We start from the raw sequence: 25982 nt of genomic DNA on the forward strand, positions 1-25982 counted from the left end.
TAGCGCCGGTTACAGTGGCCGTGGGCTCAGCCCCGCGCGAGCGGCCGCAACTGCAGCCGCAGCGACAGGGACGCGGAAAGCGGCAGGTCGACCGGCGTGCCCGCGCCGCCGACATTGCCGTCATCGAGATGTGCCAGCGATTCGAAGAGGCCCAGCGACTGGGCCATGGGGTTGATCTCAGCCAGCGACTTCGCGGCTTCGGAACGCGGCGGCGTGGCCGCGGGAGCCTTGCCGTCTTCGCTGACGAGCGACCAGTCGAGCGCCGCCACGGTGCGCTCGCCGGGTTCGCTAGCGATCACCAGCGCCACCGCGAGCAGGCCGCGGCTGTCGGTGACGGAAGCCAGCGCGCCCAGGGTGGGGGTGTCGTAGCCCACCAGCAGCACCGGCTCCTGGTCGCAGGCGGATTGCACCGCGGCCTCCAGCAGGCCCGAGGCGAAGCTGTGCTCATAGGCCGAAACCGCATTGCTGGCCGCCATGCAGCCGGTGCCGATGGTCCAATAGCCCACGGCCGCGTTGTGCACCGAGTTGTGGAACTTGGTGGGCGACAGCCCCTTCGGATCGCTTGCGAGCGTGCTGCACATGTAGTCGTTGATCGACAGGTCGCCGTGCGCCGACGTGAACACGCAGGGCACGTCGGCCGCATTGCGGCCGGAGCCGGCGAGGGCGGCGGCGGCCACTTCGAGCGCCAGCGCCACGGTGTCGGGCGCGCGGCGGCGCTCGGCCGGGGCCAGCACCTGCGGAGAAGGCCGCTTGGCGGGCGGATCGGCCAGCGCGCCTTCGCCGCGGAAGGCGGCGCGCGCGGCGTCCCAGCCGGGCAGCGTGGGCGTCCAGAAGGCGGGGCCTTCGATGTAGAGGGTGGGGGGCTTGGGTGCGGCCTGGTTCATGTCGTTCATGCCGCCTTGCCGAAGACCAGCGAGCAGTTGTTGCCGCCGAAGCCGAAGGAATTGCTCAGCGCGTAGCGCACCTCGCCGCGCGCCGGCTCCAGCCGGATCTGCGGGCCGAAGCCCTCGTCCAGCGTCTGCGTGTTGACCGTGCCCGGCATCAGGCCGCGCTCGATCGCCAGCAGGCTGATGACGGCCTCGACGATGCCGGCCGCGCCCAGCGTGTGGCCCATGAAGCCCTTGGTGGAGCTCGCGTGCGTGCGCGCCGGGAAGCGGCGCGCCACCAGCGCGCCCTCGACCTCGTCGTTCTTCTGGCTCGCGGTGCCGTGCATGTTGATGTAGTCGATGGCCTCGGGCGCGAGGCCGGCGCGCGCCAGTGCCTCGTCGAGCGCGCGCTCGGCGCCCAGGCCCTCGGGGTGCGGCGTCGACATGTGGTGCGCGTCGCTCGCCTCGCCGTAGCCCAGCAGGTGCAGCGGCGCGGCATCTGCGCCGGCCTGCACGCGCTCGACCAGCGCGAAGCCCGCGGCCTCGCCCAGGCTGATGCCCTTGCGCGCGGCGTCGAAGGGCCGGCAGGGCTCGCTCGACACCAGTTCGAGCGAGTTGAAGCCGAACAGCACGCTGCCGCACAGCGTGTCGGCCCCGCCGACCACGGCCGCGTCGGCCAGGCCCAGGCGGATCAGCCGCTCGGCCGAGGCGAACACCTTGGCGCTGGAGGAGCAGGCGGTCGAAATCGTCTCGCTGGGCCCGCTGATGCCCAGCAGCTGCTGCGCGAACATGGCCAGCGAATGCGGCGTGTGCACCTCGGCGCGGCGCTGCCCGGGCGGGAACATGCCCTGCGCGTCGAGCTGCGTGTAGGCCAGCTCGGTCTCGCCGATGCTGGCGGTGGAGGTGCCCAGCACCAGCGCGATGCGCGAGGCGCCGTACTTCTCGCGCGCCGCGGCCACGGCCTCGAGGAAGCCGTCGGCTTGCAGGCCCATCCAGGCGAGCCGGTTGTTGCGGCAGTCCCACTGCGCGAGCGACTCGGGCAGCCGGGCCTCCTCGACCCCGTCGACGCGGCCGATCCAGGTGGGCAGCGGCGCGTCGCCGAAGTCGTTGGCGCGCAGCCCGCTGCGCGACTGCGCCAGCGCGTCGGCCAGCGCTTCCTTGCCGACACCGACGGCGCAGGTGGCCGTGTAGGCACTTATTTGAAGAGGAGAGATTCGGGACGGCACGATCTTGGAGGTGTTTGGCTGTCGGTCAGGCGGACGATGGGCGCGCGGAAAAATGGAAAACCCGAAAGCGCGCGGCGGAGAAAGGACATTGAAAGAAACGAATGTATACCGGCACAGCCTACCAGTTGCGCGGCCTGCGCAGCGTCGGCCGTTTCCTATAGGAGCCGGCCCTGCAGACCCCTATTGACGGCCCTGTGGGCTTGTGGTCGTGGTCAGCCGCGAGGCCAGCGCCACCAGCACCAGCACCGGCGCGCCCAGCAGGGCGGTGCCGACGAAGAAGCTGCTGTAGCCGTAGGCGTCCACGAAGGCGCCCGAATAGCCGGCCAGGAACTTCGGCAGCAGCAGCATCAGCGAGCTGAACAGGGCGTACTGCGTGGCCGAGTAGCTGATGTTGGTGAGGCTCGACAGGTAGGCGATGAAGGCCGCCGAGGCGATGCCGCCGGCCAGGTTGTCGGCCGACACCACCGCGATCAGCGCCGTCAGGTCGTGCCCGCGGGTGGCCAGCCAGGCGAAGAGCAGGTTGCTGGCGGCACTGAGCACGGCGCCCATCATCAGCACGCGCATCACGCCCAGGCGCATCGACAGCACGCCGCCGACGAAGGCGCCCACCAGCGTCATGATCACGCCGTAGATCTTGCTGACCGAGGCCACCTGGTCCTTGGTGAAGCCCATGTCCACGTAGAAGGGGTTGGCCATGATGCCCATCACCACGTCGCTGATGCGGTAGATGGCGATCAGCGAGAGGATCAGCACCGCCTGCCATCTGTAGCGGCGGATGAAATCGGCGAAAGGCTCGACCAGCACGTTGCGCAGCCACTCGGCGGCGCTGCGGGCCTTGGGCAGGGCACCCGGCACCGGCTCGGGCGACAGCAGCACCGTGATCACGCCGACGGCCATCGAGCCCGCCATGACCAGGTAGGCCGTCTTCCAGGCGCCGTTCTGATAAGCCGCCGCGCCCGTGGCCGCCACCGCGGGCGCCACCTCGGCCCAGGCCGCGACCCACAGCACGCCGGCGCCGGCCCAGATCATCGCGAGCCGGTAGCCCGTCTGGTAGGCGGCCGCCAGCGCGGCCTGCTTGCGCGGCTCGGCCGATTCGATGCGGAAGGCGTCGAGCGCGATGTCCTGCGTGGCCGAGCCGAAGGCCACCACCAGCGCGCACCAGACCAGCGGCGTGAGCCCGTGGCGCGGGTCGTTGACCGCCATGCCCGCCAGCCCCGCGATGACCATGCACTGCGCCAGCAGCAGCCAGCCGCGGCGGCGCCCCAGCAAGGTGGTGAGCGGTGGCAGCGGCAGCCGGTCGACCAACGGCGCCCAGACCCATTTGAAGCCGTAGGCCAACCCGACCCAGCTCAAATAGCCGATGGTGGTGCGGTCGATGCCCGCCTCGCGCAGGCGGAAGCTCAGCGTGCCCAGCACCAGCAGGAGCGGCAGCCCCGCCGAGAAGCCCAGCGCCAGCATGCGCAGGGTGGCGGGTTCCAGGTAGACCTTCAGCGCGTCGCGCCAGGGCGGAGAGGGGGGCGTGGGGGTTTCTGCGGGCGAGGCGGACATGTGCCCCGGATTGTCCATGAGCGAAGGCCCGGGTTCCCGGGCTTCTTGTCTTCATTTGTTCCTATCATCCGGCTCCTATGTGCACACGATGCGATCGCCCCTTTTCCGCCGTTCCCGCTCCCTCCGTAGCCTCCGCATGGAATCCGCGGCGCGCCTTCCTGCTGGCCGCCGCCGGCGCGGTGCTCGCGAAGCCGGCCCTGGCGCAGGTCGAGGTGGGCAAGCCCTCGGTGGCGCGCAACCTCGTGCCGGCGGACCAGATCGAGACGGCTGGCGTGCAGCAATACGGCCAACTGCTCGCGCAGGCGCGCGCCAAGGGCGCGCTCGCGGGCGACAGCAATCCGCAGCTGCAGCGCCTGCGGGCCATCGCCGCGCGGCTCGTCCCGTTCGCCATGCCGTGGAACGCGCGCGCCCGCGACTGGAAGTGGGAGGTCAACCTGATCGGCAGCAAGCAGATCAACGCCTTCTGCATGCCCGGCGGCAAGATCGCCTTCTTCACCGGCATCCTCGAGCAGCTCAAGCTCACCGACGACGAGGTCGCGATGGTGATGGGCCACGAGATGGCCCACGCCCTGCGCGAGCATGCACGCGCCCGCCTGGCCAAGAGCGCGGGCACGGGCGCGGCGCTCTCCATCGGTGCGCAGCTGCTCGGATGGGGGCAGGTGGGCGACCTGGCCGCGCGCGCCGGCACGCAGCTCATCACGCTCAAGTTCAGCCGCAGCGACGAGACCGAGGCCGACCTCGTGGGGCTCGAACTCGCGGCGCGCGCGGGCTACGACCCGAAGGCGTCGGTGTCGCTGTGGCAGAAGATGGCCACGGCGTCGAAGAACCAGGGCGGCCTGAGCTTCCTTTCGACGCACCCGAGCGGGCCGGACCGCATCGCGAAGCTGGAAGCGAACCTGCCGAAGGTCGAGAAGCTCTACCGCGACGCAAGGAAGAGTTGAGCTTCTTGCTCCCTCTCCCCTTGGGGAGAGGGCGGGGGTGAGGGCGACGGCCTCTAGATAGAAGCCGCGCTTCACTCTGCGCACCTGCCCTCACCCCAACCCTCTCTCCAAGGGGAGAGGAAGCCAATTTCAGACACGGTTTCCCCATCCGCGCCACACGGCGTTCGCGCTGGCATGCCGCTTGCATCTCAGCTTGTACACATGTTTGGATGCCTGAAGATGGTGCATGAACAAAACCCGAAAAGCGGAACGCCCGAAGCAGCCTGGATCGCCAGGTTCGCGTCGCCAGTGGTGCACACGCACGCCGCCGTGGCGCTGGATTTCGCCCTGCCGCTCGCCGGGCTGCGCTTCGCGGTCAAGGACAACATCGACGTGGCCGGCGTGCCCACCACCGCCGCCTGCCCGGCCTTCGAGCACCTGCCGGAGGCGCATGCGGGCGCGGTGCAGCGCCTGCTCGAAGCCGGTGCATCGCTGGTCGGCAAGACCAATCTCGACCAGTTCGCCTGCGGCCTGAACGGCACCCGCTCTCCTTATGGCGAGGTGCCCAACGCCTTCGACGCGCGCTACGTGTCGGGAGGCTCCAGTTCGGGATCGGCCTACGTCGTGGCCACGGGCGAGGTCGATTTCGCCCTGGGCACCGACACCGCCGGCTCCGGCCGCGTGCCGGCCGGGCTCAACAACATCGTCGGCCTCAAGCCCTCGCGCGGGCTGCTGAGCGCCTTCGGCGTGGTGCCCGCCGCGCAGAGCGCCGACTGCGTCTCCATCTTCGCGCGCACCGTTGCCACCGCGGTCGACGTGCTGCTCGCGGCCGCGGGCCACGACGCGCGCGACCCGTATTCCCGGAACATCGACCTGCGCCGCGAGCCGCTGCCCGCGCGCTTCCGCTTCGGCGTGCCCGACCGGCTGAGCTTCTTCGGCGACGCCGCCGCCGAGCAGGCCTTCGGCGATGCGGTCGCACGGCTGCTCGCCATGGGCGGCACGCCCGTCACCATCGCCTACGCACCGCTCGCGGAAGCCGCCGGGATGCTCTACGAGAGCGCACTGGTCGCCGAACGCTACGCCGCGGTGCGCGAGTTCTTCGATGCACATGCCGACGAAGTCATCGAGCCCGTGCGCGGCATCCTCGCGAGCGGGTGCCGAATACGACGCCGCCGACGTGTTCGCGGCCCAGGCACGGCTGCGCGCCATCGCGCAGAAGGTCGAGCCGATGTGGCGCGACATCGACCTGCTGCTCGTGCCCACTGCGCCCACGCACTACACGCGCGAGCAGATGCGCGCCGATCCGGTCGTGCTCAACCGCAACCTGGGTGCGTACACCAACTTCGTCAATCTGCTCGACTACGCCGCGCTCTCGGTGCCCAGCAGCCTGCGCGCCGACGGCCTGCCCTTCGGCATCACGCTGATCGGCCCCTGCGGCAGCGACCTCGCACTAGCCGAGCTGGGCCAGCGCTTCCACCACGCCACCGGCCTCGCGCAGGGCGCGACCGGCGAGCCTCTTCCGCCGCCGCGCGCCATTCCGGGGCTCGCCGCACCGGGCGCCGGCATGTTGCCGATCGCCGTCGTCGGTGCACATCTCTCGGGCATGCCGCTCAACAGCCAGCTGACCGAGCGCGGCGCCGCCCTGGTGCGCGCCACCACCACCGCGCCGGCCTACCGGCTTCACGCGCTGCCGGGCACCGTGCCGCCCAAGCCCGGACTGCGACGCGTGGCCGAAGGCGACGAAGGCGACGGAGGCGCCGCCATCGCGCTCGAGGTGTGGGCCGTGCCGCTCGCGCAGGTCGGCAGCTTCCTCGCGCTGATCCCGCCACCGCTGGGTCTCGGCAGCGTCGAGCTGGCCGACGGCAGCTGGGTGAAAGGATTCATCTGCGAAGGCCACGCGCTGGCCGGCGCGCAGGACGTGACCCATCACGGCGGCTGGCGCGCCTACGTCGCGAGCCGCGCCACCCCGAGTTCCAACTGATCAGAGGAGTTCCGATGAGCATCCAACAACACTCTCCCGCCGCACGCCGGCGACGCCAGCTGCTGCAGGCCGGCGCCGCGGGCCTGGCCGTGCTGGCCGCGCCCGCCATCGTGCGCGCGCAGGGCGCGGCTGCGAAGCTGCGCATCGGCTTCTGGCCCGTGGCCGCCGGCCTGCCGTTCTTTGCAGCCGTCGACAAGGGCTACTTCAAGGAGGCCGGCCTCGACGTGGAGCCGCTGAAGTTCGCCGGCGCGCAGCAGGTGATGGAAGGTATGCTCGCCGGCCGCTGCGACGGCAGCGCCAACGGCACCGGCTCGGCCAACCTCGCCATCGGCGAGATCGCGCAGCCCGGCCTGTTCAAGATCTTCTGCACCAACCCGAGCAACGCGAAGTACGTGCTCGACGAATTCATCGTCGCCAAGGACAGCCCCGTCAAGAGCGTGGCCGAGCTGGCCGGCAAGAAGGTCGCATCGGGCCCCGGCATCCAGAACGTCACGCTGTGCAAGACCATGCTGGAGCGCGCGGGCGCCAAGGGCGCGACCGTGAGCGAACTGCCCATCGGCCAGCACGTAGCTGCGCTGGTCGCGGGCCAGGTCGACGCCTGCTACACGCTGGAGCCCACCGGCACCGTGGGCCGCATGAACGGCACCACGCGCGTCGTCGAGGCCGGCGTGGTCGCGAAGTACATCCTCGGCGACCCGATGGCGCCGTGGCACGGCGGCGCGGCCAGCCTCACCAGCGACTTCATCAAGAAGAACCCCGAGGTCGCGAAGAAGTACATCGCCGCCTACGCACGCGGCGTGGAGCTGGTGCGCAGCAAGCCCGACGAGGCGCGCCAGTTCATGAAGGGCTACACCGCCATCGAGGGCAAGCTCACGGCCGAGGTGCCGCTCGCGTCGTACATGCTCTACAGCGAGTTCAAGCCCAGCGACGTCGCGTACTTCCAGAAGTTCTACGACCTGTTCACCGAGAAAGGCATCTTCGAGAAGAAGGTGGCGGTGGACGGCCTGCTCTACAAGGCCTGACGACCATGGCCGACGCAAGCTCGACCACGGCCGCGCCGTGGACCCCGCCGGCCAGCACGGCCACCGCTGCGCCGAAGCCGCCGCTGCGCGACCGCCTGCTGCCCTTCATCGGCCCGGTGGTGCTGTTCATCGTGTGGGACCTGGTGGTACGGCTCGGCTTCATCAAGCCGATCCTGCTGCCCACGCCCGCCGACACCGTCGCCGCGCTCGTCACCGGCCTGGCCGGCGGCCCGCTGCTCACCGACTTCGCCATGACCGTGTGGCGCACCGTGCAGGCCTTCGTCATCGCGGCGGTCGTCGGCGTGCCGCTGGGCGTGCTGCTCGGCAGCAACGAGAAGGCATACCGCAGCGTGGAGTTCCTGATCGACTTCTTCCGCTCCACGCCTTCGTCGGCGCTGATCCCTCTGTTCCTGCTGATCTTCGGCGTGAGCGACGTCAACAAGGTGGCCATCGCGGCCTTCGGCGCGTTGCTCATCGTGGTGTTCAACAGCGCCTACGGCGTCATCAACGCCCGCAAGCAGCGGGTGATGGCGGCGCGCGTCATGGGCGCCTCGCGCTGGCAGATCTTCAAGGACGTGCTGGTTTGGGAAAGCCTGCAGCCCAGCTTCGTGGGCCTGCGCTCGGCGGTGTCGATGGCGCTGGTGATCGTCATCGTGGCCGAGATGTTCATCGGCTCCGATACAGGCTTGGGCCATCGGATCATCGATGCGCAGCAGGTGCTCAACGTGAAGAGCATGTACGCGGCGATCCTCTCGGCGGGTGCGCTGGGCTACGCGCTGAACATCCTCTTCCTGGTCGCCGAGCGCCGCATCGTGCACTGGAGCGGAAGATGAAAGCTACGCAGGACATCGTCATCAACGGCCCGGTGTACGCCGACGTTCCGAAGCCGGCCTTCAAGCCCGGCCCGGCAGGCACGCACATCACCATCCGCGGGCTCACCAAGTACTTCGCGGGCTGGCCGCTGTACGACAACTTCGACCTCGACATCCCGAAGCACGCGATCGTCTCGGTGTTCGGCCCCAACGGCTGCGGCAAGTCCACGCTCATCAACATGATCGCGGGGCTCATTCCCATCGACTCGGGCGAGATCCTGTTCGACGGCAAGCAACGCAAGGACACCAAGATCGGCTACGTGTTCCAGAACTACCGCGAGGCGATGTTCCCGTGGATGCGCACCATCGACAACATCGCCTATCCGCTGAAGCTCGAAGGACGCAGCAAGGCCGAGGTCGACCGGCGCATGGAAGAGCTGGTGGCCTCCTTCGACGTGAAGTTCGACCTCGCGCGCTATCCGTACGAGCTCTCCGGTGGCCAGCAGCAGACCGCGTCGATCATGCGTGCGCTCGCGCCCAACCCGGAGGTGCTGTTTCTCGACGAGCCCTTCTCCGCGCTCGACTTCGAGATGACTCTCTTCATCCGCGAGAAGCTGCAGGAGGTGTTCATGCAGACCGGCACCACCATGCTGCTGGTGTCGCACGACCTCGAGGAGGCGGTGTACCTCGCCGACGAGGTGCTGCTCTTGACCAAGCGGCCCACCCGCGTGGCCGAGATCCTGCGCTACGGCGACGCGCGCCCGCGCACCGTCGACACGCTGAGCACCGAGAGCTTCGTCGCGATGAAGAAGCTCAGCCTCGACATCTTCCAGCGCGAGGTCCGCCGTTGATGCCCGAGATCAACCTCCCCGACGTGCTCGCCGAGGTGCAGGCCGTGTTCGCGCGCTACGAGGCGGCGCTCGTCGGCAACGACCGCTCGACGCTCGACGAGCTCTTCTGGAACAGCCCGCACACGCTGCGCTACGGCTTCTCGGAGAACCACTACGGCCATGCCGGCATCGCGGCCTTCCGCGCCTCGCTGCCGGTGCAGAGCCCGCCGCGCGAGCTGCTGCGCACCGTCATCACCACCTACGGCCGCGACTTCGCGACCGCGAACGTCGAGTTCCGCCGCGAGGGCAGCCTCCAGGCCGGCCGCCAGAGCCAGACCTGGATGCGCACGGACGAAGGCTGGCGCGTGGTCGCCGCCCACGTGAGCCTGCTCGGCTGAGCCCTCGCCAGGGCACGTTTTTTGCACCTCAACCTGTAACGGAGAACGCCATGACCCGCCATCTCAATCGCCGCGATTCGCTCAAGACACTGGCCGCGCTGGGCACCGCCGGCAGCCTCGGAAGCTGGAGCGCGCTCGCCGCCGCCCAGGCCAAGCCCAAGCCGCTCACGGTCGGCGTGATCTACGTCGGCGCGCGCGACGACTACGGCTACAACCAGGCGCACGCCATGGCCGCCGCCGAGATCAAGAAGCTGCCCGGCGTGAAGGTGGTCGAGGAAGAGAACGTGCCCGAGACCGCCGCGGTGCAGAAGACCATGGCCGGCATGATCTCGCAGGACGGCGCCGGGCTGCTCTTTCCCACCTCGTTCGGCTACTTCGATCCGCACATCCTCGCGGTGGCGCCCAAGAACCCCGACGTGCGCTTCTCGCACTGCGGCGGCCTCTGGACCGAGGGCAAGCACCCGAAGAACGTCGGCAGCTTCTTCGGCTACATCGACGAGTGCCAGTTCCTCAACGGCGTGATCGCCGCGCACATGACGAAGAGCAACAAGATCGCCTTCGTCGCCGCCAAGCCCATTCCGCAGGTGCTGCGCAACATCAACGCCTTCACGCTCGGCGCTCGATCGGTCAAGCCGAACATCACCTGCAGCGTGATCTTCACGGGCGACTGGTCGATGGCGGTGAAGGAAGCCGAGGCCACCAACAGCCTGGCCGACCAGGGCTGCGACGTGTTCACCATGCACGTGGACGGCCCCAAGGTGGTGGTCGAGACGGCCGCCAAGCGCGGCAAGATGGTCTGCGGCTATCACGCGAGCCAGGCCAAGCTGGCGCCCAATGCATACCTCACGGGCGCCGAGTGGAACTGGCTCACCGCCTACAAGACCGTCATCGAGGCCGCGCAGACCGGCAAGCCGCACCCCAACTTCCTGCGCGGCGGCCTGAAGGAGGGCTACGTGAAGATGTCGGCCTACGGCCCCATGGTGCCCGACGCCGCGAAGAAGCAGGCCGACGAGATCAAGGCAAAGATGATCGCGGGCAGTTTCGACATCTTCAAGGACGGCATCAAGGACAACAAGGGCGCGGTCGTCGTGCCCGCGGGCAAGGTCCTGAAGCAGACCGACCTGGAGCTCGAAGAAGATGAACTACCTCGTCGAAGGCGTCGTGGGAAGCATCGGATGACATCCCCCAGGCTTCGCGCACTGCGTGTCGCTTCGCCCACCCCCTTTGCAAGGGGGCGCCGTCAGCGGCCCGGCGAAGCCGGTTCCGCGACGGCCCTGGCCTGAAAGCAAACTTCATCATGCGCAGTGTCCTCAAGGAGTTTTCCCTGCCGGTGTTCGCCATCGCGGCGGCGCTGCTGTTGTTCGGGCTGGTGGTGGCCTTCGCCGGCATCGACGCGGTGGAGGTGTGGGGCACGCTGTTCAAGGGCGCGTTCGGCGACTGGTTCTCGTGGCAGAACACGCTGCAGCGCGCCGCGCCGCTGATGCTCACCGCGCTGTGCGTGGCGCTGCCCGCGCGCGCGGGTCTCATCGTGATCGGCGGCGAGGGCGCGCTGGTGCTGGGCGGGCTGGCCTGCGCGGCGCTGGCGCATGCGGTGCCGCTACCGGGCAATGTCGTCGGCACGGCGATCGTCTGCATCGCGGGCGCCGTCATCGGCGCGCTGTGGGTCGTGCTCGCGGGCTGGCTGCGCCAGTACCGCGGCATCAACGAGACCATCAGCAGCCTGCTGCTGGCCTACATCGCCATCGGCATCTTCAAGCACCTGGTCGAAGGGCCGCTGCGCGACCCGGCCAGCCTCAACAAGCCGTCGACCTACGCGCTGAGCGACGGGCTGCTGATCGGCGGCATCGGCGGCTCCGACGTGCACTGGGGCCTGGTGGTGGGCGTGGTGGCCTGCCTGGGGCTCAGCTGGTGGCTGCGCGCCACGGCCTCGGGCTTCTCGGTGCGGGTGGTGGGCGGCAATCCGCGCACCGCGCAGCTGGTGGGGCTGCCGGCCACGCGGCTCATCCTTTCGGCCTGCGGGCTCGGCGGCGCATGCGCGGGGCTCGCTGGCGCCATCGAGGTGGCGGCGGTGCACACCAACGCGAACGCATCGCTGATCGCGGGCTACGGCTATGCGGGCATCCTGGTGTCGTTCATCGCGCGGCACAACCCGGTGGCCATCGTGCCGGTGGCCATCCTGTTCGGCGGCTTCGGTGCGGCGGGCAGCCTGCTGCAGCGGCGACTCGGTTTGCCCGACGCGTCGGTGCTGGTGCTGCAGGGCATCGCCTTCGTGCTGATCCTCGCGAGCGAGGGCCTGCGCACCGTCAACTGGAAGAAGTTCGGCGACCGCATGCTGCCCGAGGCGAAGCACTACGACAGGAGCTACATCGCATGACCGCCGACCAATGGATCGCGCTGGTGGCCGGCATCGTCGGCGGTGCGCTGCGCGTGGGCGCGCCTTTTCTCTTCGTGAGCCTGGGCGAGTGCCTCACGGAGAAGTCGGGCCGCATCAACCTCGGGCTCGAAGGCGTGCTGGTGCTGTCGGCCATGGCGGCCTTCGGCGGTGCGTATCTCACCGATTCCGCATGGCTCGGCGTGCTGATCGGCGCGGTGGCCGGCGCCGTGCTCGCGCTGCTGCACGGGCTGCTGTGCTCGCTCGACCGCGTGAACGACGTGGCGACCGGCATCGCGCTGATGCTGCTGGGCACGGGGCTCGCGTTCTACCTGGGCAAGCCGCTGATCCAGCCGCAGGCGCCACAGATCCCGGCGATCCCGCTGGGCTTCTGGAGCGACAACCCCGTCGTGCGCTCGGCCCTGCAGCTCAACGCGCTGGTGCCGGTGGGCGTGGCGCTCGCGGTGCTGCTGTGGTGGGGCTTCGCCCGCACGCGCGCCGGGCTGCTGGTGCGCATGGCAGGCGACTCGGCGCAGGCGACGCGCGCGCTCGGCTATTCGGTCTCGGGCCTGCGCATCGCGGCCACCACGGCGGGCGGCTTCATCGCGGGGCTGGGCGGCGCGTCGCTCACGCTCTTCTATCCGGGCAGCTGGAACGAAGGCATCTCCAGCGGCCAGGGCCTGATCGCGGTGGCGCTGGTGATCTTCGCGCGCTGGAGCCCGCTGCGCTGCGTGGGCGCGGCGCTGCTCTTCGGCGGCGCGGGCGCCATCGGGCCCGCGCTGCAGTCCATCGGCATCGGCTGGGGCTACCACCTCTTCAACACCGTGCCCTATGTGCTCACGCTGGTGATCCTGGTGTTCACCTGCAAGCCGGACAGCGCCGCCGCCGGAAGCCCCGGCGAACTTTCATCGACAAGGAGCTGAACGTCATGACCGCAACGACGACATCGACGAAGACCGTCGCCGCCGAGCCCTACGCCTGGCCCTACAACGCGAACATGCGTCCCGACAACACGGCGCTCATCGTCATCGACATGCAGACCGACTTCTGCGGCAAGGGCGGCTATGTCGACGTGATGGGCTACGACCTGTCGCTGGTGCAGGCGCCGATCCAGCCGATCGCGCGCACGCTGGCGGCGCTGCGGCCGCTGGGCTACCACATCATCCACACGCGCGAAGGCCACCGGCCCGACCTCGGCGACCTGCCGGCCAACAAGCGCTGGCGCTCGCGGCAGATCGGCGCGAACGGCGTGGGCATTGGCGACGACGGGCCCTGCGGGCGCATCCTGGTGCGCGGCGAGCCGGGCTGGGAAATCATTCCCGAGCTGGCACCGCTGCCGGGCGAGGTGATCATCGACAAGCCCGGCAAGGGCTCGTTCTACGCGACCGACCTCGAACTGATTTTGCGCACGCGCGGCATCGAGAACATCATCCTCGCGGGCATCACCACCGACGTGTGCGTGCACACCACGATGCGCGACGCCAACGACCGCGGCTTCGAATGCCTGCTGCTGTCCGACTGCACGGCCGCCACCGACTACGGCAACCACCTCGCCGCGCTGAAGATGATCACGATGCAGGGCGGCGTGTTCGGCGCGCACGCCACCTCGCAGGCGCTGCTGGCTGCGCTCGGCTGACCGCCATGGGCGCCGCGTCTTCTTCCTCCCATGCCATCGGCGGCCTGCCGGCGGGCAGCGGCGCGCTCGCGCTAGACACCTACGAGCTCACCAAGCGCTTCGGCGACTTCACGGCGATGGACCGCGTGACGATGCACGTGGAGCCCGGCACGGTGCATGCGCTCCTCGGCGAGAACGGCGCGGGCAAGAGCACGCTGGTGAAGTGCGTGGCCGGCTTCCAGCGCGCGGAGGAGGGCAGCATCCTGATCGACGGGCGCGAGCAGGACATCGCCAACCCGATCGTGGCGCGCGCGCTGGGCATCGGCATGGTCTACCAGCACTTCACGCTGGCACCGGGCATGACGGTGGCCGAGAACCTGCTGCTCGCCGGCGGCAAGACGCCCGCGGTCATCGACTGGAAGAGCAAGCGCGCGGAGCTGAAGGAGTTTCTGGCGACCACGCCGTTCAGCCTCGACCTCGATGTGCGGCCTTCGGAGCTCGCGGCGGGCGAGAAGCAGAAGCTGGAGCTGCTCAAGCAGCTGTACCTGAAGCCGCGCCTGTTGATCCTCGACGAGCCGACCTCGGTGCTCACGCCGCAGGAGGCCGACGAGGTGCTGGGCCACGTGCGCGAGTTCGCGCGCAGCGGGCTGTGCACGGTGCTGATCATCACGCACAAGTTCCGCGAGGTGATGTCGTACGCCGACAGCGTGACGGTGCTCAGGCGCGGCAAGGCGGTGCACCATTGCAGCGTCGCCGATACCAGTCCTGCGCAGCTGGCGCAGGCCATGATGGGGGGCGAGCAGGCGGCGGCGCCTCCTGCCGCGCAGACCACTGCAAGGAAGCCGGTGACTGCCGGCACACCGGTCGCGCTGGAGGTCGAAGGCTTGAAGGCGCAGGGCGATCGAGGAACGTTGGCGCTGCATGAGCTGAGTCTGTCGGTCCGAGCCGGGGAGATCCTCGGCGTGGCCGGCGTCTCGGGCAACGGGCAGCGCGAACTGGTCGAAGCGCTTGTGGGCCAGCGCCCGCGCCTTGCGGGCAAGGTGACGGTAATGGGGCGGCCCTATGCCGCGCGCCGCGCCGAGAACCGCGAGCTCAAGGTGCGCAGCCTTCCGGAGGAACCGTTGCGCAACGCATGCGTCGGCGATCTGAGCGTGGCGGAAAACATGGCGCTGCGCGACTTCGACCAGCCGCCGCTGTCGCGCGCCGGCGTGCTGAGCTTTCCGTACTGGCGCAGCAGGGCGCGCGAGTGGATCGCCGAATACGGCGTGAAAACGCGGGGCGAGGGAGCGCCGATCCGCAGCCTCTCTGGCGGCAACGTGCAGCGCGCAGTGCTGGCGCGCGAGCTGGCGGGCGACATCAATGTGCTGATCGCAGCGAACCCGGTGTTCGGTCTGGACTTCGCTGCGGTCGCGGAGATCCACTCGCGCATCGTGCAGGTGCGGGAGAAGGGTGGGGCCGTTCTTCTCATCAGCGAGGATCTCGACGAGTTGCTCGAGCTGGCGGATCGCATCGTCGTGATGAGCGAGGGGCGGATCGTGTTCGAGACTGCGGCTTCTGGGGCGGAGCGGCATGTGATCGGGGCACACATGGGTGGTGGGCATCACTAGGTGGCTGCATGAATGCACTTCTTGCTGTTTTGGCTCCGCCCGGCGGGCGGCACGGCACGGCCGCCCCCACTGTGCCGGTCGCTTCGCGGCTGCCCTGCGGTGCTCGCGTTTCGCGGGGTCTCGCAGAACTCGCTTCGCTCAGACAGCTGCGAGCCCTTGTCCGCGAAACGCTGCGCTCCTCGGCTGCACAGAGGGGGCGGCCGCGCCGCACCGCCCGCCGGGCTCTGTCGTGGGGTGAGGGCCGTCGCGGGCCGGCACATTCTTGAGGACCAGCATGCACATCGACGAAGCCAATCCGTTTCCCTACGAATTCGACATCACTGGCACTGCGCTCGTGCTGATCGACATGCAGCGCGACTTCATCGAGCCCGGCGGGTTCGGCGAGTCGCTGGGCAACGACGTGTCGCTGCTCGAAGCCATCGTCCCGGCGACGAAAGCCGTGCTGCAAGCCTGGCGGGATGCAGGCGGCCTCGTCGTGCACACGCGCGAGGCGCACAAGGCCGATCTTTCCGATTGCCCGCCGGCCAAGCGCAATCGCGGCAACCCCACGCTGCGCATCGGCGACGAAGGACCGATGGGCCGCATCCTCGTGGCGGGCGAGCCGGGCAACCAGATCATCGAGGCGCTCGCGCCCGTGGAGGGCGAGATCGTGATCGACAAGCCGGGCAAGGGCGCGTTCTATGCCACCGGCCTGCACGAGCTGCTGCAGGCGCGCGGCATCACGCATCTGCTGTTCGGCGGCGTCACGACCGAGGTCTGCGTGCAGACCAGCATGCGCGAAGCCAACGACCGCGGCTACGACTGCCTGCTGCTGGAGGACTGCACCGAGAGCTACTTCCCGGCCTTCAAGGCGGCGACGCTGGACATGGTGCGCGCGCAGGGCGCCATCGTCGGCTGGACGGCACCGGGCACCGCGCTCGTCGCGGCGCTGAAGAAGAAGCCGCAGCAGCAATGACGACGACCATGGCCGACCGCGCCAGCGACTAACATTCCATCCGTGTCCACCGTTCGCCCCCGCCCAGAAGCCTCAGTTCCCGCCGCCACCGACGCGTCCGCATTCCGCACGCGTGCCGACGAGGTCTACGCGCAGCTCAAGCGCGATGTTGCCGACTTCATCCTCGTGCCCGGCGACCGCTTCACCGAAGGCGAGATCAGCGACCGGCTCGGCGTGTCGCGCACGCCGGTGCGGCAGGCGCTCTTCAGGCTGCAGCAGGAGGGCTTCGTCGAGGTGCTGTTCCGCAGCGGCTGGCGCGTGCTGCCCTTCGACTTCGACCAGTTCGAGCAGCTCTACGACCTGCGCATGGTGCTGGAGACCACCGCCGTGCACCGCCTGTGCGAGACCGACCGCCACATCGACCGCGGCATGCTCGACACGCTGGCCGACATCTGGCTCGTGCCCGCGGCGCAGCGCAGCACCGATATGGCCCAGGTGGCCCAGTGGGACGAGGCCTTCCACTGCTCGCTGGTGGCCGCCGCCGGCAATGCCGAGATGGCGCGCGTGCACGGCGACGTGACCGACCGCATCCGCATCATCCGCCGGCTCGACTTCACCAAGCAGCCGCGCATCGACGCCACCTACGACGAGCACGCCAAGATCCTGAAGGCCGTGCGCGCGAACCGCGGCGACCAGGCCGCGATGCTGCTGCGCGCCCACATCGAGACCAGCCAGGCCGAGGTGCGCAAGATCACGCTGCACCAGGTGCATCTGGCGCGGCACGCGGGGAAGGCTGCGCCGCGCTGAGGGAGAAAGAAAGGCCCAGCTCAATCCGCCGTGATGTTGCCGCGCTTGACAACGCCAGCCCAGCGGTCCGCATCCTTCTTCACCAACGTACCGAACTCCGCCGGCGTCGAGCTCGCCGGCACCATGCCCTGCGACTCGAAGGACTTCGCCACCTCGGGCTGCTTCAGCACCGCCGCGATCTCCTTGTTGAGCCGCGCTACCACGTCCGGCGGCGTGCCCTTGGGCGCGAGCACGCCGTACCACATGTCGACGTTGTCGGCGGTCACGCCGGCTTCGGCGAGGGTTGGCACGTCGGGCAGTTGCGGCAGGCGCTTGCCGCTGCCGGTGGCGATGGCCTTGAGCTTGCCGGCCTGGATGTGCTGCAGTGCCACGTGCACAGGCAGGAACATGTAGTCGATGCGTCCGCCGAGCAGGTCGGTCACCGCTCCGGCGGTGCCCTTGTAGGGCACGTGCAGCATCTCGGTGCCCGTGCCCTGCATGAGGAGCGCCATCGACAGGTGGTGCGGCGTGCCCACGCCGGGCGTGGCGTAGGTCAGCTTGCCGGGCTCGGCCTTGGCCGCGCTCACCATCTGCTGCACCGACGAGGCCTTCTGCACGTTCGGGTTGGTCACCAGCAGCAGCGTGCCCCAGGAGGTGAGCGACACCGGCGCGAAGTCGGCCACCGGGTCGTAGCTCAGCGAGCGATAGAGGCTGCGGTTCATCACCAGCGTGTTGACCTGCACCAGCAGCGTGTAGCCGTCGGGCTTGGCGCGCGCCACGCGCTCGCTGCCGATGTTGCCGCTGGCGCCGGCCACGTTCTCCACGATCACCGGCTGGCCCAGCCTGGCGGGCAGTCTCGCCGAGAGTTGGCGGGCGATCAGGTCGATGCCGGTGCCGGGGGTGTAGGGCACCACCAGCGTGATGGCCTGGTCGGGCCAGGCGAAGGCGGTGGTTGCGGTGCCTGCAGTGACGAGCAGGGCGGCGAGGGTCTTCTTGATCAGCGATCGCATGGTCTTTTTCAGTCTCCGTGTTCTTCTGTGGTTGCCTGTCCGGTTCAAAGGTAGGAGGCGCGCGCCTTCAGGGCGGCAGGGTCGTAGCCCGCCACGCGCTTGTAGTTGTCCGAGATGGCCTGCAGCTCGGCGACGGGCACGACCTCCTCGATGCTCTCGAAGCGCTTGCCGCCCGAGCGCTCGAACACTTCGCGCAGGATGGTGTCGGGCGGATTGCTGCGGTTGGTCAGCACCACGTCGGTGGTGGCCTTGACGCGCACGCGGTCGTAGTCTTCGAGCGCGGCCGTGCCGACGCCCATCTTCTTCAGCGCACCCGCGAGGTAGCGCGCGTCGATGATGGCCTGCCCCGCGCCGTTGGAGCCGCGCGGCACCATCGGGTGCGCGGCGTCGCCCAGCAGCGTGAGGCGGCCGTGCGTCCAGCGTGGCAGCGGATCCTGGTCGACCATCGGATATTCGAGGATGGTGTCGGAGGCGAGGATCAGCGCCGGCACATCGAGCCAGTCGAAATGCCAGTCGGCGAATACCGGAAGGAAGTCCTCGACGCGGCCCGTGCGGCTCCAGTCGCGCATCGCGGGCTGCGGCGCGTGGATCTCGGCGACCCAGTTCACCAGCTGGTTGCCCTCGGCGTCGATGTTGTCGCGGATCGGGTAGATCACCATCTTGCCGACCGAGAGCCAGCCCGCGCGCACCATGCTGCCGCCGGAGAGAAAAGGCTTCCAGCGCGCGGTGCCGCGCCACATGTTGATGCCCGAGTAGCGCGGAGCGCCTTCGTTCGGATAGAGCTGCTTGCGCAGCGCCGAGTGAATGCCGTCGCAGCCCACGGCAACTGCGCCGCGCACCGGCGGCGCATCGGCGAAATGCACGGTGACGCCCTCCGCGTCCTGCTCCACGTGTGTGCAGCGGCGGCCGCACACCACGCTGTCGGGGCCCAGGCGCTTCAGCGTCTCTTCGTACAGCACCGTCTGCAGGTCGCCGCGGTGGATGGAGAACTGCGGCCAGTCGTAGCCAGCGTGCTGGCCCGCGGCCTCGCGGAACACCAGCTGGCCGTGCTCGGTGAAGAACACCGCCTCCTTCGTGCGCACGCCCACCTTGTCGAGGGCATCCAGCAGTCCGAGTTCGGTGAGTTCGCGCACCGCATGCGGCAGCAGGTTGATGCCCACGCCCAGCGGCTTGAGTTCGGGCACGGCCTCGTACACGCGGCAGGGAATGCCGGCCTGGTGCAGGCTCAGCGCGAGGGTCAGGCCGCCGATGCCGGCGCCCAGGATGATGACTTCGTTGCTCATGATGATCGGTCGTTGCGACGCGTTGCTTTGTCTCGGCCCGCATTAGGAACGCAGAAGGATCATTTGGGAAATTTAGATGTGATATGGATTTATCATGAATCCATATGAATCTATCGACCCGCCAGCTGCGCGCCTTCCTGCAGGTGGCGCGCGTCGGCAACTTCACCCGCGCGGCCGAGCAGGCGCACATCACGCAGGCCGGGCTCAGCATCCTGATCCGCGAGATGGAAAAGCAGCTGGGCTGCCGCCTCTTCGACCGCACCACGCGCGTGGTGAGCCTCACGCCCGCGGGCCGGCGCCTGCTGCCGGTGGTCGAGCGCATGGTGACCGACCTAGACGACGTGGCAGCCGAACTGGGCGCCGAGGGCGACGCGGCACGCCAGACGCTGCGCATCGCGGCCACGCCGCTGGTGTCGTCGAACCTGCTGCCGCAGGTGTTCGCGAGCTTCCGCGCCGCGCATCCGCAGGTGAGCCTGCGCCTCTTCGATGCCGACCTGCGCGACGTGGAGGCGATGGTGGCGGCGGGCGAGGCCGACGTGGGGCTGGGCTTCTTCTTCAAGGCCGCGCCGGGACTGGCGCGCGAGCCGGTGGGGCGCTTTCACCTGATGCGCGTGGCGCCGATGGACGGGGCTGGGGAGCCGGGGGCCGTGGGCGCTGCGCCGTGGTCGTCGTTGCGCGGCGCCGAACTCGTCGGCCTGCCGCCAGGCAACCCCATCCAGAAGGTGATCGATCAGCATCTCGCCGCCATCGACCGCGCCGACGCGCAGCGCACCGCCTTCAACTTCTTCGGCACGCTGATCGCGATGGTGGAGGCCGGCTTCGGCACCGCCGTGATGCCGACCTTCGCGCTCGCGGCCTGCCGCCGCCACCGCGTGCGCATCGACGTGCTGACCAAGCCGAAGGTGGGGCTGGACTTCTACCGCATCACCAAGCGCGGGGCGTATGAAACGGAGGCCATGCAGGCCTTCGTGGCCACGCTGGAGAAGGCGCTGCCGGAGCTGTCGCGCTGAGCAGCGCGGACCGGCCTACAGCTTGAAGTCGTAGTCCACCGTGATCGGCGCATGGTCCGAAAACTTCACGGTTTTGTAGATTTGCTCACTTCGCGCCAGCGCCGCGATCTTCGGCGTGGCCAGGTGATAGTCCAGCCGCCACCCCACGTTGTTCGCATAGGCCTGTCCGCGGTTGCTCCACCAGGTGTAGGCCTCGGCGGTGGTGTCGGGCTTGAGCATGCGGTAGACGTCCACCAGGCCCGCGCCGTCGGCGCCGGCGTCGAGCAGCTTCGTCATCCAGGCGCGCTCCTCGGGCAGGAAGCCGCTGTTCTTCTGGTTGCCGCGCCAGTTCTTCAGGTCGATCTCCTTGTGGGCGATGTTGATGTCGCCGCACAGCACGAACTCGCGTTCCTTCTTCAGTGCCACCAGGTGCGGGAAGAAGCCCTTGAGGAAGCGGAACTTGGCCTCCTGCCGCTCCTCGCCCGAGCTGCCGCTCGGGAAGTAGCAGCTGATGACGGAGAACTTGCGCTTGGGCGTGTCGAAGCGCAGTTCGAGGTAGCGGCCCTCGGCATCGAACTCGGCGTCGCCCCAGCCCACCACCACCTGGCTCGGAGCGTGCTTGGTGTAGACGGCGGTGCCGGCGTACCCCTTCTTCTCGGCGAAGTGGAAATGGCCCTTGAGGCCGGCCATTTCCTCGAACCGGCCCTCGATGTCGCTGGCCTGGACGCGGATCTCCTGCATGCAAATACAATCCGGCGCAAGTTCGGCCACCCAGTCGGCCACGCCTTTGGTTGCGGCCGAACGCAGGCCATTGAGATTGAGACTGGTCAGTTTGAACACAAGGAATTTCCGATGGCTGTAGATGGTGAGAAAAGCAAAAGCAGCGCGATCGCACAGGATTTCGTCCAGTTCGCCCTGGATGCAGGCGTACTGCGCTTCGGGGAGTTCAAGACCAAGGCCGGTCGGATGAGTCCCTACTTCTTCAACTCGGGGCTCTTCGACGACGGCGGCAAGATCGCCCGGCTCGCCGGATTCTATGCAGACCGCCTGATGGAAAGCGGCCTCGAGTTCGACATGATCTTCGGCCCCGCCTACAAGGGCATCCCGCTGGGCGCCACGGTGGCCGCCGAGCTGGCCCGCCGGGGCCACAACTATCCCTTCGCCTACAACCGCAAGGAAGCCAAGGCGCACGGCGAGGGCGGCAACCTGGTCGGCGCGCCGCTCAAGGGCCGCGTGCTGATCGTCGACGACGTGATGTCCGCCGGCACCGCGGTGCGCGAGTCGATCGCCGCCATCGAGGCCGCGGGCGCCACGCCGCATGCCGTGGCCATCGCGCTCGACCGGCAGGAGAAGGCCACCGAGAACGGCGTGGACGTGGACCACAGCGCCGTGCAGTACGTGCGCAACCAGTTGGGCCTGTCGGTGATCGCCATCGCCACGCTGGACGACCTGCTGAGCTACCTTTCGGGCGCTGCCGCGGCAGACCTCGGCGCGCACCGCGAGCGAGTGCTGGCCTACCGCGCGCGCTACGGCGCCAGCTGAAGAAGCAGGGCCGCCGAATGCACCAGCATCATCCCGCACGCGACGCTCACGGTTCACCGGCCCGCCTGCTGGCGGCGGCATCATTTCTTCTCATAGCCTCCTCGTTCTGCGGCGCGCTGCAGGCGCAACCGCAGAAAGTGGAAGGCGCTTCGGCCGGCATCTATACCTGCACCGACGCCCGTGGCCGCACCCTGACGGCCGACCGGCCCATCGCCGAGTGCAGCGACCGCGAGCAGCGGGAGCTCAATCCGAGCGGCTCGACCCGCCGCAAGCTGGAGCCCACCTACACCGCGCGCGAACTGCAGGAGCGCGAGGACCGCGCCCGCGAAGCCGCCATCGTGGCGGCGCGCCAGACCGACGAGCGGCGCCGCGAGCGTGCGCTGCTGGTGCGCTACCCCAACAGCGCCACGCACGACCGCGAACGCGCCGAGGCGCTGTCGCAGATCGATGCCGTCTCGGAGGCCGCGCGCAAGCGCATCTCCGAGCTGGGCGAAGACCGCAAGAAGATCGACGAGGAGATGGAGTTCTACAAGCAGGACCCCAGCAAGGCGCCGGCCGCGCTGCGCCGCAAGATCGACGAGAACACGAAGAGCGTGGCGGTGCAGAACCGCTTCATCGCGGAGCAGGAAGACGAGAAGAAGCGGGTGAATGCGCGCTTCGACGAGGAGCGCACGCGCCTGAAGGCGCTCTGGACCCCTCAGAACGGCGGGAACCCGAAGTAACCCCCCAGGCTGCGCGCACTTCGTGCGCTTCGCCAACCCCCCTGCCGGGGGCAACACCGGTGGCCCGGCAAAGCCGGTTCCACGGTGTTCCCCGAAGGGATAGGGGGAGGCGGAGGGGAGGGGCGATCAGGCCAGCTTGGCCTTCAGCAGCTCGGTGACCTGCGCCGGGTTCGCCTTGCCGCCGCTGGCCTTCATCACCTGGCCGACGAGGGCGTTGAGGGCCTTTTCCTTGCCGCCGCGGTATTCCTCGACGTTCTTCGCGTTCTTCGCGATCACCTCGTCGAGGATCTTGTCGAGGGCGCCGGCGTCGTTCATCGGCTTCAGGTCTTTCGCCTCGATGATCGCGTCGACGTCGCTGCCTTCGCCGGTCCACAGGGCCTCGAACACTTGGCGTGCGGCGTTGTTGGGCAGGGTGCCGTCGGCGATGCGCTTGACCAGTTGCGCCAGCTGCTGCGCCTTCACGGGCGCGGCCTCGATGCCGATCTCGGCGGCGTTCAGGCGGCGGGCCATCTCGCCGGTGATCCAGTTGCTCGCGAGCTTGGGCGTGGCGCCCGCCTTCACGGCTTCGTCGAAATAGCCGGCGAGCGCCGCGCTCTGCGTAAGCTGCGCGGCGTCGTATTCCGAGAGGCCGTGTTCGCGCACATAGCGCTCGGCCATCGCACGCGGCAGCTCGGGCATTCCGGCCTTCACGCGCTCGATCCAGTCGGCGGCGATGACCAGAGGCGGCAGGTCGGGGTCGGGGAAGTAGCGGTAGTCGGCCGAGTCTTCCTTGGCGCGCATCGCGCGCGTTTCGCCGGTGTCGGGGTCGAACAGCACCGTGGCCTGCTCGATCTTGCGGCCGTCCTCGATCTCGTCGATCTGCCAGCGGATCTCGTAGTCGATCGCCTGCTGCATGAACTTGAAGCTGTTCAGGTTCTTGATCTCGCGGCGCGTGCCGAGCTTCTCGCCGGGGCGGCGCACCGACACGTTGGCGTCGCAGCGGAAGCTGCCTTCCTGCATGTTGCCGTCGCAGATGCCGATCCAGGTGACGATCTTGTGCAGCTCCTTCGCATAGGCCACGGCCTCGGCGGTGGAGCGCATGTCGGGCTCGGTCACGATCTCCAGCAGCGGCGTGCCGGCGCGGTTCAGGTCGATGCCGCTGTGGCTGCCTTCGTGCACCGACTTGCCGGCGTCTTCCTCAAGGTGGGCGCGCACCAGGCGCACCGTCTTCTGCTCCTCGCCCACGAAGAACGACACCGAGCCGCCCTGCACCACCGGAATCTCGAACTGGCTGATCTGGTAGCCCTTGGGCAGGTCGGGATAGAAGTAGTTCTTGCGCGCAAACACGCTGCGCGGCGCGATGTGCGAGCCCAGCGCCAGGCCGAGCTTGATGGCGCGCTCGACGGCGCCCTTGTTCATCACGGGCAGCGTGCCGGGCAGCGCGAGGTCGACCGCGCAGGCCTGGGTGTTGGGCTCGGCGCCGAAGGCGGTGGAGGCGCGGCTGAAGATCTTGCTCGCGGTGGAGAGCTGCGCGTGCGTCTCGAAGCCGATGATGACTTCATAGCCGCGCACCAGCGGGCCGGTCGGGCGGCCCTGTTGTTGTGCTTCGAAGGTGTTCACTGTCTCGCTCATTTCAGAAGCCCTCCGGCGTGCGCGCATGCCAATCGGTGGCCTGCTGGAAGCGGTGCGCCGCGTTCAGCAGCTTCGCTTCGCCGAAGTAGTTGCCGATCAGCTGCAGGCCCACGGGCATGCCGCCGTCGAAGCCCGCGGGCACGCTCATGCCGGGCAGGCCGGCCAGCGATGCGGGCAGCGTGAAGATGTCGGCGAGGTAGTCGGCCACCGGGTCGTCGCCGTGCTCGCCGATCTTCCATGCGGTGGTGGGCGCGGCGGGGCCGGCGATCACGTCGCACTGCTCGAACGCCTGCTGGAAGTCGTCGGCGATCATGCGGCGCACCTTCTGCGCCTGCAGGTAGTAGGCGTCGTAGTAGCCGTGCGAGAGCACGTAGGTGCCGATCATGATGCGGCGCTTCACTTCGTCGCCGAAGCCTTCGGCGCGGGTGCGCTCGTACATCTGCGTGAGCGCGCTCTTCTTGCTCGCCGGGTCGATGAAGTCCTTGGCGCGGTGGCCGAACTTCACGCCGTCGAAGCGGCTCAGGTTGCTCGAGGGCCTCGGCCGCGGCAATGATGTAGTACACGGGAATCGACAGCTCGGTGCGCGGCAGCGTCACTTCGACGCGCCTGGCGCCGAGCTTCTCGTACTGCGCAAGAGCCGCGTCGATGGCCGCGCGCACGCCCGGTGCCACGCCTTCGCCGAAGAACTCCTTCGGCACGCCGATGCGCAGGCCTTCGAGCGAGTCGTTCAGCGAGCGGCCGAAGTTCTCGGCGGGCTTGTCGAGCGAGGTGGAGTCGCGGTCGATGTCGGGGCCGCAGAAGGCCGACAGCAGCAGCGCGCAGTCTTCGGCCGAACGGGCCATCGGGCCGGCCTGGTCGAGGCTGGACGCGAAGGCCACCATGCCGTAGCGCGAGGCGCGGCCGTAGGTGGGCTTGATGCCGGTGACGCCGCAGAACGATGCGGGCTGGCGGATCGAGCCGCCGGTGTCGGTGCCGGTGGCCGCGGGCGCGAGGCGTGCCGCCACGGCGGCCGCGCTGGCGCCGGACGAGCCGCCCGGAATGCGCTCCGTGTTCCAGGGGTTGCGCACCGGCACGGCCTTGTCGTGGCCCACGGCGGGCACGGCGACGTTCTCGTTGGCCGAGCCCATGGCGAACTCGTCGCAGCTCAGCTTGCCCAGCGTGACCGCGCCGGCATCTGCCAGGCGCCGCACCACGGTGGCGTCGAAGGGCGAGCGGTAGCCCGCCAGCATCTTCGAGCCGGCGGTGGTGGCGAAGTCGGTGGTGACGAAGATGTCCTTGTGCGCAATGGGCACGCCGGCCAGCGCGGGGGCGCCGCCCCTGGCGATCAGCGCGTCGGCGGCGCGGGCCTGCGCCAGCGTGGCTTCCTCGTTCACGTCGACGAAGGTGCCCAGCGCTTCGTGCGCCTTCATGCGGCCCAGGAAGGCCTGCGAGGCCTCGACGGCCGAAACCTTGCGTTCGGCCAGCGCCTTCGCCAGCTCGACAACGCTCAATTGGTGCAGTTCACCGCTGCTGCTCATCATTCGATCACCTTGGGCACGAGGAACAGGCCGGCTTCGACGGCCGGGGCGCTCTTCTGGTTGGCTTCGCGGTTGTCGGGTTCGCTCACCACGTCGTCGCGCAGGCGCAGCGTGATGTCTTCGATGGCGGCCACGGGGTGGGCCAGCGGCTCGACGCCGGCGGTGTCCACCGAACGCATGCGTTCGACCAGGTCGAAGAAGCCATTGATCTGGCTGAGCATGCGCTCGCTTTCATCGGGAGCCAGCTGCAGCCTCGCCAACGAGGCGATGCGCGCAATATCGGAAGCGGAAAGTGACATAGGTCGGAACGGCCCAAAAAAGCGGGGGTAATCGCACGCCGGAACGGGTGCTAATACGGGAATCAGAGGGGATTCGGGTATTATCCCGCCTTT

At 69.0% G+C, this 25982-nt stretch carries 22 protein-coding genes and 3 pseudogenes; 16 read left to right on the plus strand and 9 right to left on the minus strand.

Annotation, left to right across the window (positions count from 1 at the left end):
- Positions 1–26: 26 nt before the first annotated feature.
- From ACHMXA_RS05130 to ACHMXA_RS05140, 3 genes are all read right to left on the minus strand, one after another.
- Positions 27–893, minus strand: coding sequence for a beta-ketoacyl synthase chain length factor (locus tag ACHMXA_RS05130; RefSeq protein WP_395319028.1), 867 nt, complete (start codon positions 891–893; stop codon positions 27–29).
- The gene (locus ACHMXA_RS05135; RefSeq protein WP_395319030.1) at positions 890–2092 is read right to left on the minus strand and encodes a beta-ketoacyl-[acyl-carrier-protein] synthase family protein; all 1203 of its coding nucleotides are present in this window, start codon (positions 2090–2092) and stop codon (positions 890–892) included. The genes ACHMXA_RS05130 and ACHMXA_RS05135 overlap by 4 nt, the downstream gene beginning before the upstream one ends.
- A gap of 180 nt (positions 2093–2272) precedes the next feature.
- On the minus strand, positions 2273–3658 hold the full coding sequence (locus ACHMXA_RS05140; RefSeq protein WP_395319032.1) for an AmpG family muropeptide MFS transporter: 1386 nt from the start codon (positions 3656–3658) through the stop codon (positions 2273–2275).
- Between the two features lie 59 nt (positions 3659–3717).
- On the opposite strand from ACHMXA_RS05140, the gene ACHMXA_RS05145 reads away from it, so the two are divergent.
- From ACHMXA_RS05145 to ACHMXA_RS05205, 13 genes and pseudogenes are all read left to right on the plus strand, one after another.
- Positions 3718–4581 (plus strand): M48 family metallopeptidase, encoded by an 864-nt coding sequence (locus tag ACHMXA_RS05145; RefSeq protein WP_395319034.1) that lies wholly within the window; start codon positions 3718–3720, stop codon positions 4579–4581.
- Between the two features lie 201 nt (positions 4582–4782).
- Positions 4783–6541, plus strand: a pseudogene (gene atzF / locus ACHMXA_RS05150) (allophanate hydrolase).
- 14 nt (positions 6542–6555) lie between these two features.
- Positions 6556–7563 (plus strand): ABC transporter substrate-binding protein, encoded by a 1008-nt coding sequence (locus ACHMXA_RS05155; RefSeq protein ID WP_395319036.1) that lies wholly within the window; start codon positions 6556–6558, stop codon positions 7561–7563.
- Between the two features lie 5 nt (positions 7564–7568).
- Entirely contained in the window at positions 7569–8396 is an 828-nt protein-coding gene (locus ACHMXA_RS05160; RefSeq protein WP_395319038.1) for an ABC transporter permease, read from the plus strand.
- The gene (locus tag ACHMXA_RS05165) at positions 8393–9226 is read left to right on the plus strand and encodes an ABC transporter ATP-binding protein (protein WP_176665745.1); all 834 of its coding nucleotides are present in this window, start codon (positions 8393–8395) and stop codon (positions 9224–9226) included. The genes ACHMXA_RS05160 and ACHMXA_RS05165 overlap by 4 nt, the downstream gene beginning before the upstream one ends.
- Positions 9223–9603: an oxalurate catabolism protein HpxZ gene (gene hpxZ / locus ACHMXA_RS05170; protein ID WP_395319041.1), complete on the plus strand. Its 381-nt coding sequence runs from the start codon at positions 9223–9225 to the stop codon at positions 9601–9603. Before ACHMXA_RS05165 ends, hpxZ begins: the two co-directional genes overlap by 4 nt.
- A gap of 50 nt (positions 9604–9653) precedes the next feature.
- A pseudogene (locus ACHMXA_RS05175) lies at positions 9654–10782 on the plus strand (BMP family ABC transporter substrate-binding protein).
- 118 nt (positions 10783–10900) lie between these two features.
- The gene (locus ACHMXA_RS05180; RefSeq protein ID WP_395319043.1) at positions 10901–11977 is read left to right on the plus strand and encodes an ABC transporter permease; all 1077 of its coding nucleotides are present in this window, start codon (positions 10901–10903) and stop codon (positions 11975–11977) included.
- Positions 11974–12897 carry an ABC transporter permease gene (locus ACHMXA_RS05185; protein ID WP_395319045.1) on the plus strand — a complete coding sequence of 308 codons (924 nt, stop codon included), beginning with the start codon at positions 11974–11976 and terminating at the stop codon, positions 12895–12897. The genes ACHMXA_RS05180 and ACHMXA_RS05185 overlap by 4 nt, the downstream gene beginning before the upstream one ends.
- Before the next feature lie 5 nt (positions 12898–12902).
- Entirely contained in the window at positions 12903–13610 is a 708-nt protein-coding gene (locus ACHMXA_RS05190; RefSeq protein ID WP_395319047.1) for a cysteine hydrolase family protein, read from the plus strand.
- A 5-nt stretch (positions 13611–13615) separates the two neighbouring features.
- Positions 13616–15196, plus strand: coding sequence for an ABC transporter ATP-binding protein (locus ACHMXA_RS05195; RefSeq protein ID WP_395319049.1), 1581 nt, complete (start codon positions 13616–13618; stop codon positions 15194–15196).
- A 274-nt stretch (positions 15197–15470) separates the two neighbouring features.
- Positions 15471–16151: a cysteine hydrolase family protein gene (locus tag ACHMXA_RS05200; RefSeq protein ID WP_395319051.1), complete on the plus strand. Its 681-nt coding sequence runs from the start codon at positions 15471–15473 to the stop codon at positions 16149–16151.
- Between the two features lie 42 nt (positions 16152–16193).
- Positions 16194–16937: a GntR family transcriptional regulator gene (locus ACHMXA_RS05205; protein WP_395319053.1), complete on the plus strand. Its 744-nt coding sequence runs from the start codon at positions 16194–16196 to the stop codon at positions 16935–16937.
- A gap of 20 nt (positions 16938–16957) precedes the next feature.
- Here the strand turns inward: ACHMXA_RS05205 and ACHMXA_RS05210 are convergent, their stop codons facing one another.
- A complete protein-coding gene (locus tag ACHMXA_RS05210; RefSeq protein WP_395319055.1) occupies positions 16958–17926 on the minus strand; it encodes a tripartite tricarboxylate transporter substrate binding protein in 969 nt (322 codons plus the stop codon).
- A 44-nt stretch (positions 17927–17970) separates the two neighbouring features.
- Positions 17971–19209, minus strand: coding sequence for a flavin-dependent oxidoreductase (locus ACHMXA_RS05215; protein WP_395319057.1), 1239 nt, complete (start codon positions 19207–19209; stop codon positions 17971–17973).
- Between the two features lie 104 nt (positions 19210–19313).
- On the opposite strand from ACHMXA_RS05215, the gene ACHMXA_RS05220 reads away from it, so the two are divergent.
- Complete coding sequence (locus ACHMXA_RS05220; protein WP_395319059.1) at positions 19314–20219, plus strand: LysR family transcriptional regulator; 906 nt, start codon at positions 19314–19316, stop codon at positions 20217–20219.
- A 15-nt stretch (positions 20220–20234) separates the two neighbouring features.
- On the opposite strand, the gene ACHMXA_RS05225 is transcribed toward ACHMXA_RS05220, so the two are convergent.
- Positions 20235–21038, minus strand: coding sequence for an exodeoxyribonuclease III (locus ACHMXA_RS05225; RefSeq protein WP_395319061.1), 804 nt, complete (start codon positions 21036–21038; stop codon positions 20235–20237).
- Between the two features lie 12 nt (positions 21039–21050).
- Between ACHMXA_RS05225 and pyrE the strand changes: the two genes are divergently transcribed.
- Entirely contained in the window at positions 21051–21740 is a 690-nt protein-coding gene (gene pyrE, locus ACHMXA_RS05230) for an orotate phosphoribosyltransferase (protein ID WP_395319063.1), read from the plus strand.
- A gap of 17 nt (positions 21741–21757) precedes the next feature.
- The gene (locus ACHMXA_RS05235) at positions 21758–22462 is read left to right on the plus strand and encodes a DUF4124 domain-containing protein (protein ID WP_395319065.1); all 705 of its coding nucleotides are present in this window, start codon (positions 21758–21760) and stop codon (positions 22460–22462) included.
- Positions 22463–22588: 126 nt separating this feature from the next.
- On the opposite strand, the gene gatB is transcribed toward ACHMXA_RS05235, so the two are convergent.
- The 3 genes and pseudogenes from gatB to gatC all read right to left on the minus strand — a co-directional run bounded on the left by gatB (position 22589) and on the right by gatC (position 25889).
- Entirely contained in the window at positions 22589–24073 is a 1485-nt protein-coding gene (gatB, locus tag ACHMXA_RS05240; RefSeq protein WP_395319067.1) for an Asp-tRNA(Asn)/Glu-tRNA(Gln) amidotransferase subunit GatB, read from the minus strand.
- 1 nt (position 24074) lies between these two features.
- Positions 24075–25590 (minus strand): annotated as a pseudogene (gatA, locus tag ACHMXA_RS05245) (Asp-tRNA(Asn)/Glu-tRNA(Gln) amidotransferase subunit GatA).
- Positions 25590–25889 (minus strand): Asp-tRNA(Asn)/Glu-tRNA(Gln) amidotransferase subunit GatC, encoded by a 300-nt coding sequence (gene gatC / locus ACHMXA_RS05250; protein ID WP_093206894.1) that lies wholly within the window; start codon positions 25887–25889, stop codon positions 25590–25592. Before gatC ends, gatA begins: the two are co-directional and overlap by 1 nt.
- Positions 25890–25982 lie beyond the last annotated feature (93 nt).

Source organism: Variovorax sp. UC74_104, assembly GCF_044055375.1.
Lineage (GTDB): Bacteria > Pseudomonadota > Gammaproteobacteria > Burkholderiales > Burkholderiaceae_C > Variovorax.

Coding starts and splice junctions, on each gene's coding strand:
- ACHMXA_RS05235 (WP_395319065.1), top strand. CDS start 21,758: ATGCACCAGCATCATCCCGCACGCGACGCTCACGGTTCACCGGCCCGC.
- ACHMXA_RS05145 (WP_395319034.1), top strand. CDS start 3,718: ATGTGCACACGATGCGATCGCCCCTTTTCCGCCGTTCCCGCTCCCTCC.
- ACHMXA_RS05160 (WP_395319038.1), top strand. CDS start 7,569: ATGGCCGACGCAAGCTCGACCACGGCCGCGCCGTGGACCCCGCCGGCC.
- ACHMXA_RS05220 (WP_395319059.1), top strand. CDS start 19,314: ATGAATCTATCGACCCGCCAGCTGCGCGCCTTCCTGCAGGTGGCGCGC.
- ACHMXA_RS05195 (WP_395319049.1), top strand. CDS start 13,616: ATGGGCGCCGCGTCTTCTTCCTCCCATGCCATCGGCGGCCTGCCGGCG.
- ACHMXA_RS05165 (WP_176665745.1), top strand. CDS start 8,393: ATGAAAGCTACGCAGGACATCGTCATCAACGGCCCGGTGTACGCCGAC.
- ACHMXA_RS05210 (WP_395319055.1), bottom strand. CDS start 17,926: ATGCGATCGCTGATCAAGAAGACCCTCGCCGCCCTGCTCGTCACTGCA.
- ACHMXA_RS05190 (WP_395319047.1), top strand. CDS start 12,903: ATGACCGCAACGACGACATCGACGAAGACCGTCGCCGCCGAGCCCTAC.
- pyrE (WP_395319063.1), top strand. CDS start 21,051: ATGGCTGTAGATGGTGAGAAAAGCAAAAGCAGCGCGATCGCACAGGAT.
- ACHMXA_RS05130 (WP_395319028.1), bottom strand. CDS start 893: ATGAACGACATGAACCAGGCCGCACCCAAGCCCCCCACCCTCTACATC.
- ACHMXA_RS05180 (WP_395319043.1), top strand. CDS start 10,901: ATGCGCAGTGTCCTCAAGGAGTTTTCCCTGCCGGTGTTCGCCATCGCG.
- ACHMXA_RS05215 (WP_395319057.1), bottom strand. CDS start 19,209: ATGAGCAACGAAGTCATCATCCTGGGCGCCGGCATCGGCGGCCTGACC.
- ACHMXA_RS05155 (WP_395319036.1), top strand. CDS start 6,556: ATGAGCATCCAACAACACTCTCCCGCCGCACGCCGGCGACGCCAGCTG.
- ACHMXA_RS05140 (WP_395319032.1), bottom strand. CDS start 3,658: ATGGACAATCCGGGGCACATGTCCGCCTCGCCCGCAGAAACCCCCACG.
- gatB (WP_395319067.1), bottom strand. CDS start 24,073: ATGAGCGAGACAGTGAACACCTTCGAAGCACAACAACAGGGCCGCCCG.
- ACHMXA_RS05185 (WP_395319045.1), top strand. CDS start 11,974: ATGACCGCCGACCAATGGATCGCGCTGGTGGCCGGCATCGTCGGCGGT.
- ACHMXA_RS05200 (WP_395319051.1), top strand. CDS start 15,471: ATGCACATCGACGAAGCCAATCCGTTTCCCTACGAATTCGACATCACT.
- gatC (WP_093206894.1), bottom strand. CDS start 25,889: ATGTCACTTTCCGCTTCCGATATTGCGCGCATCGCCTCGTTGGCGAGG.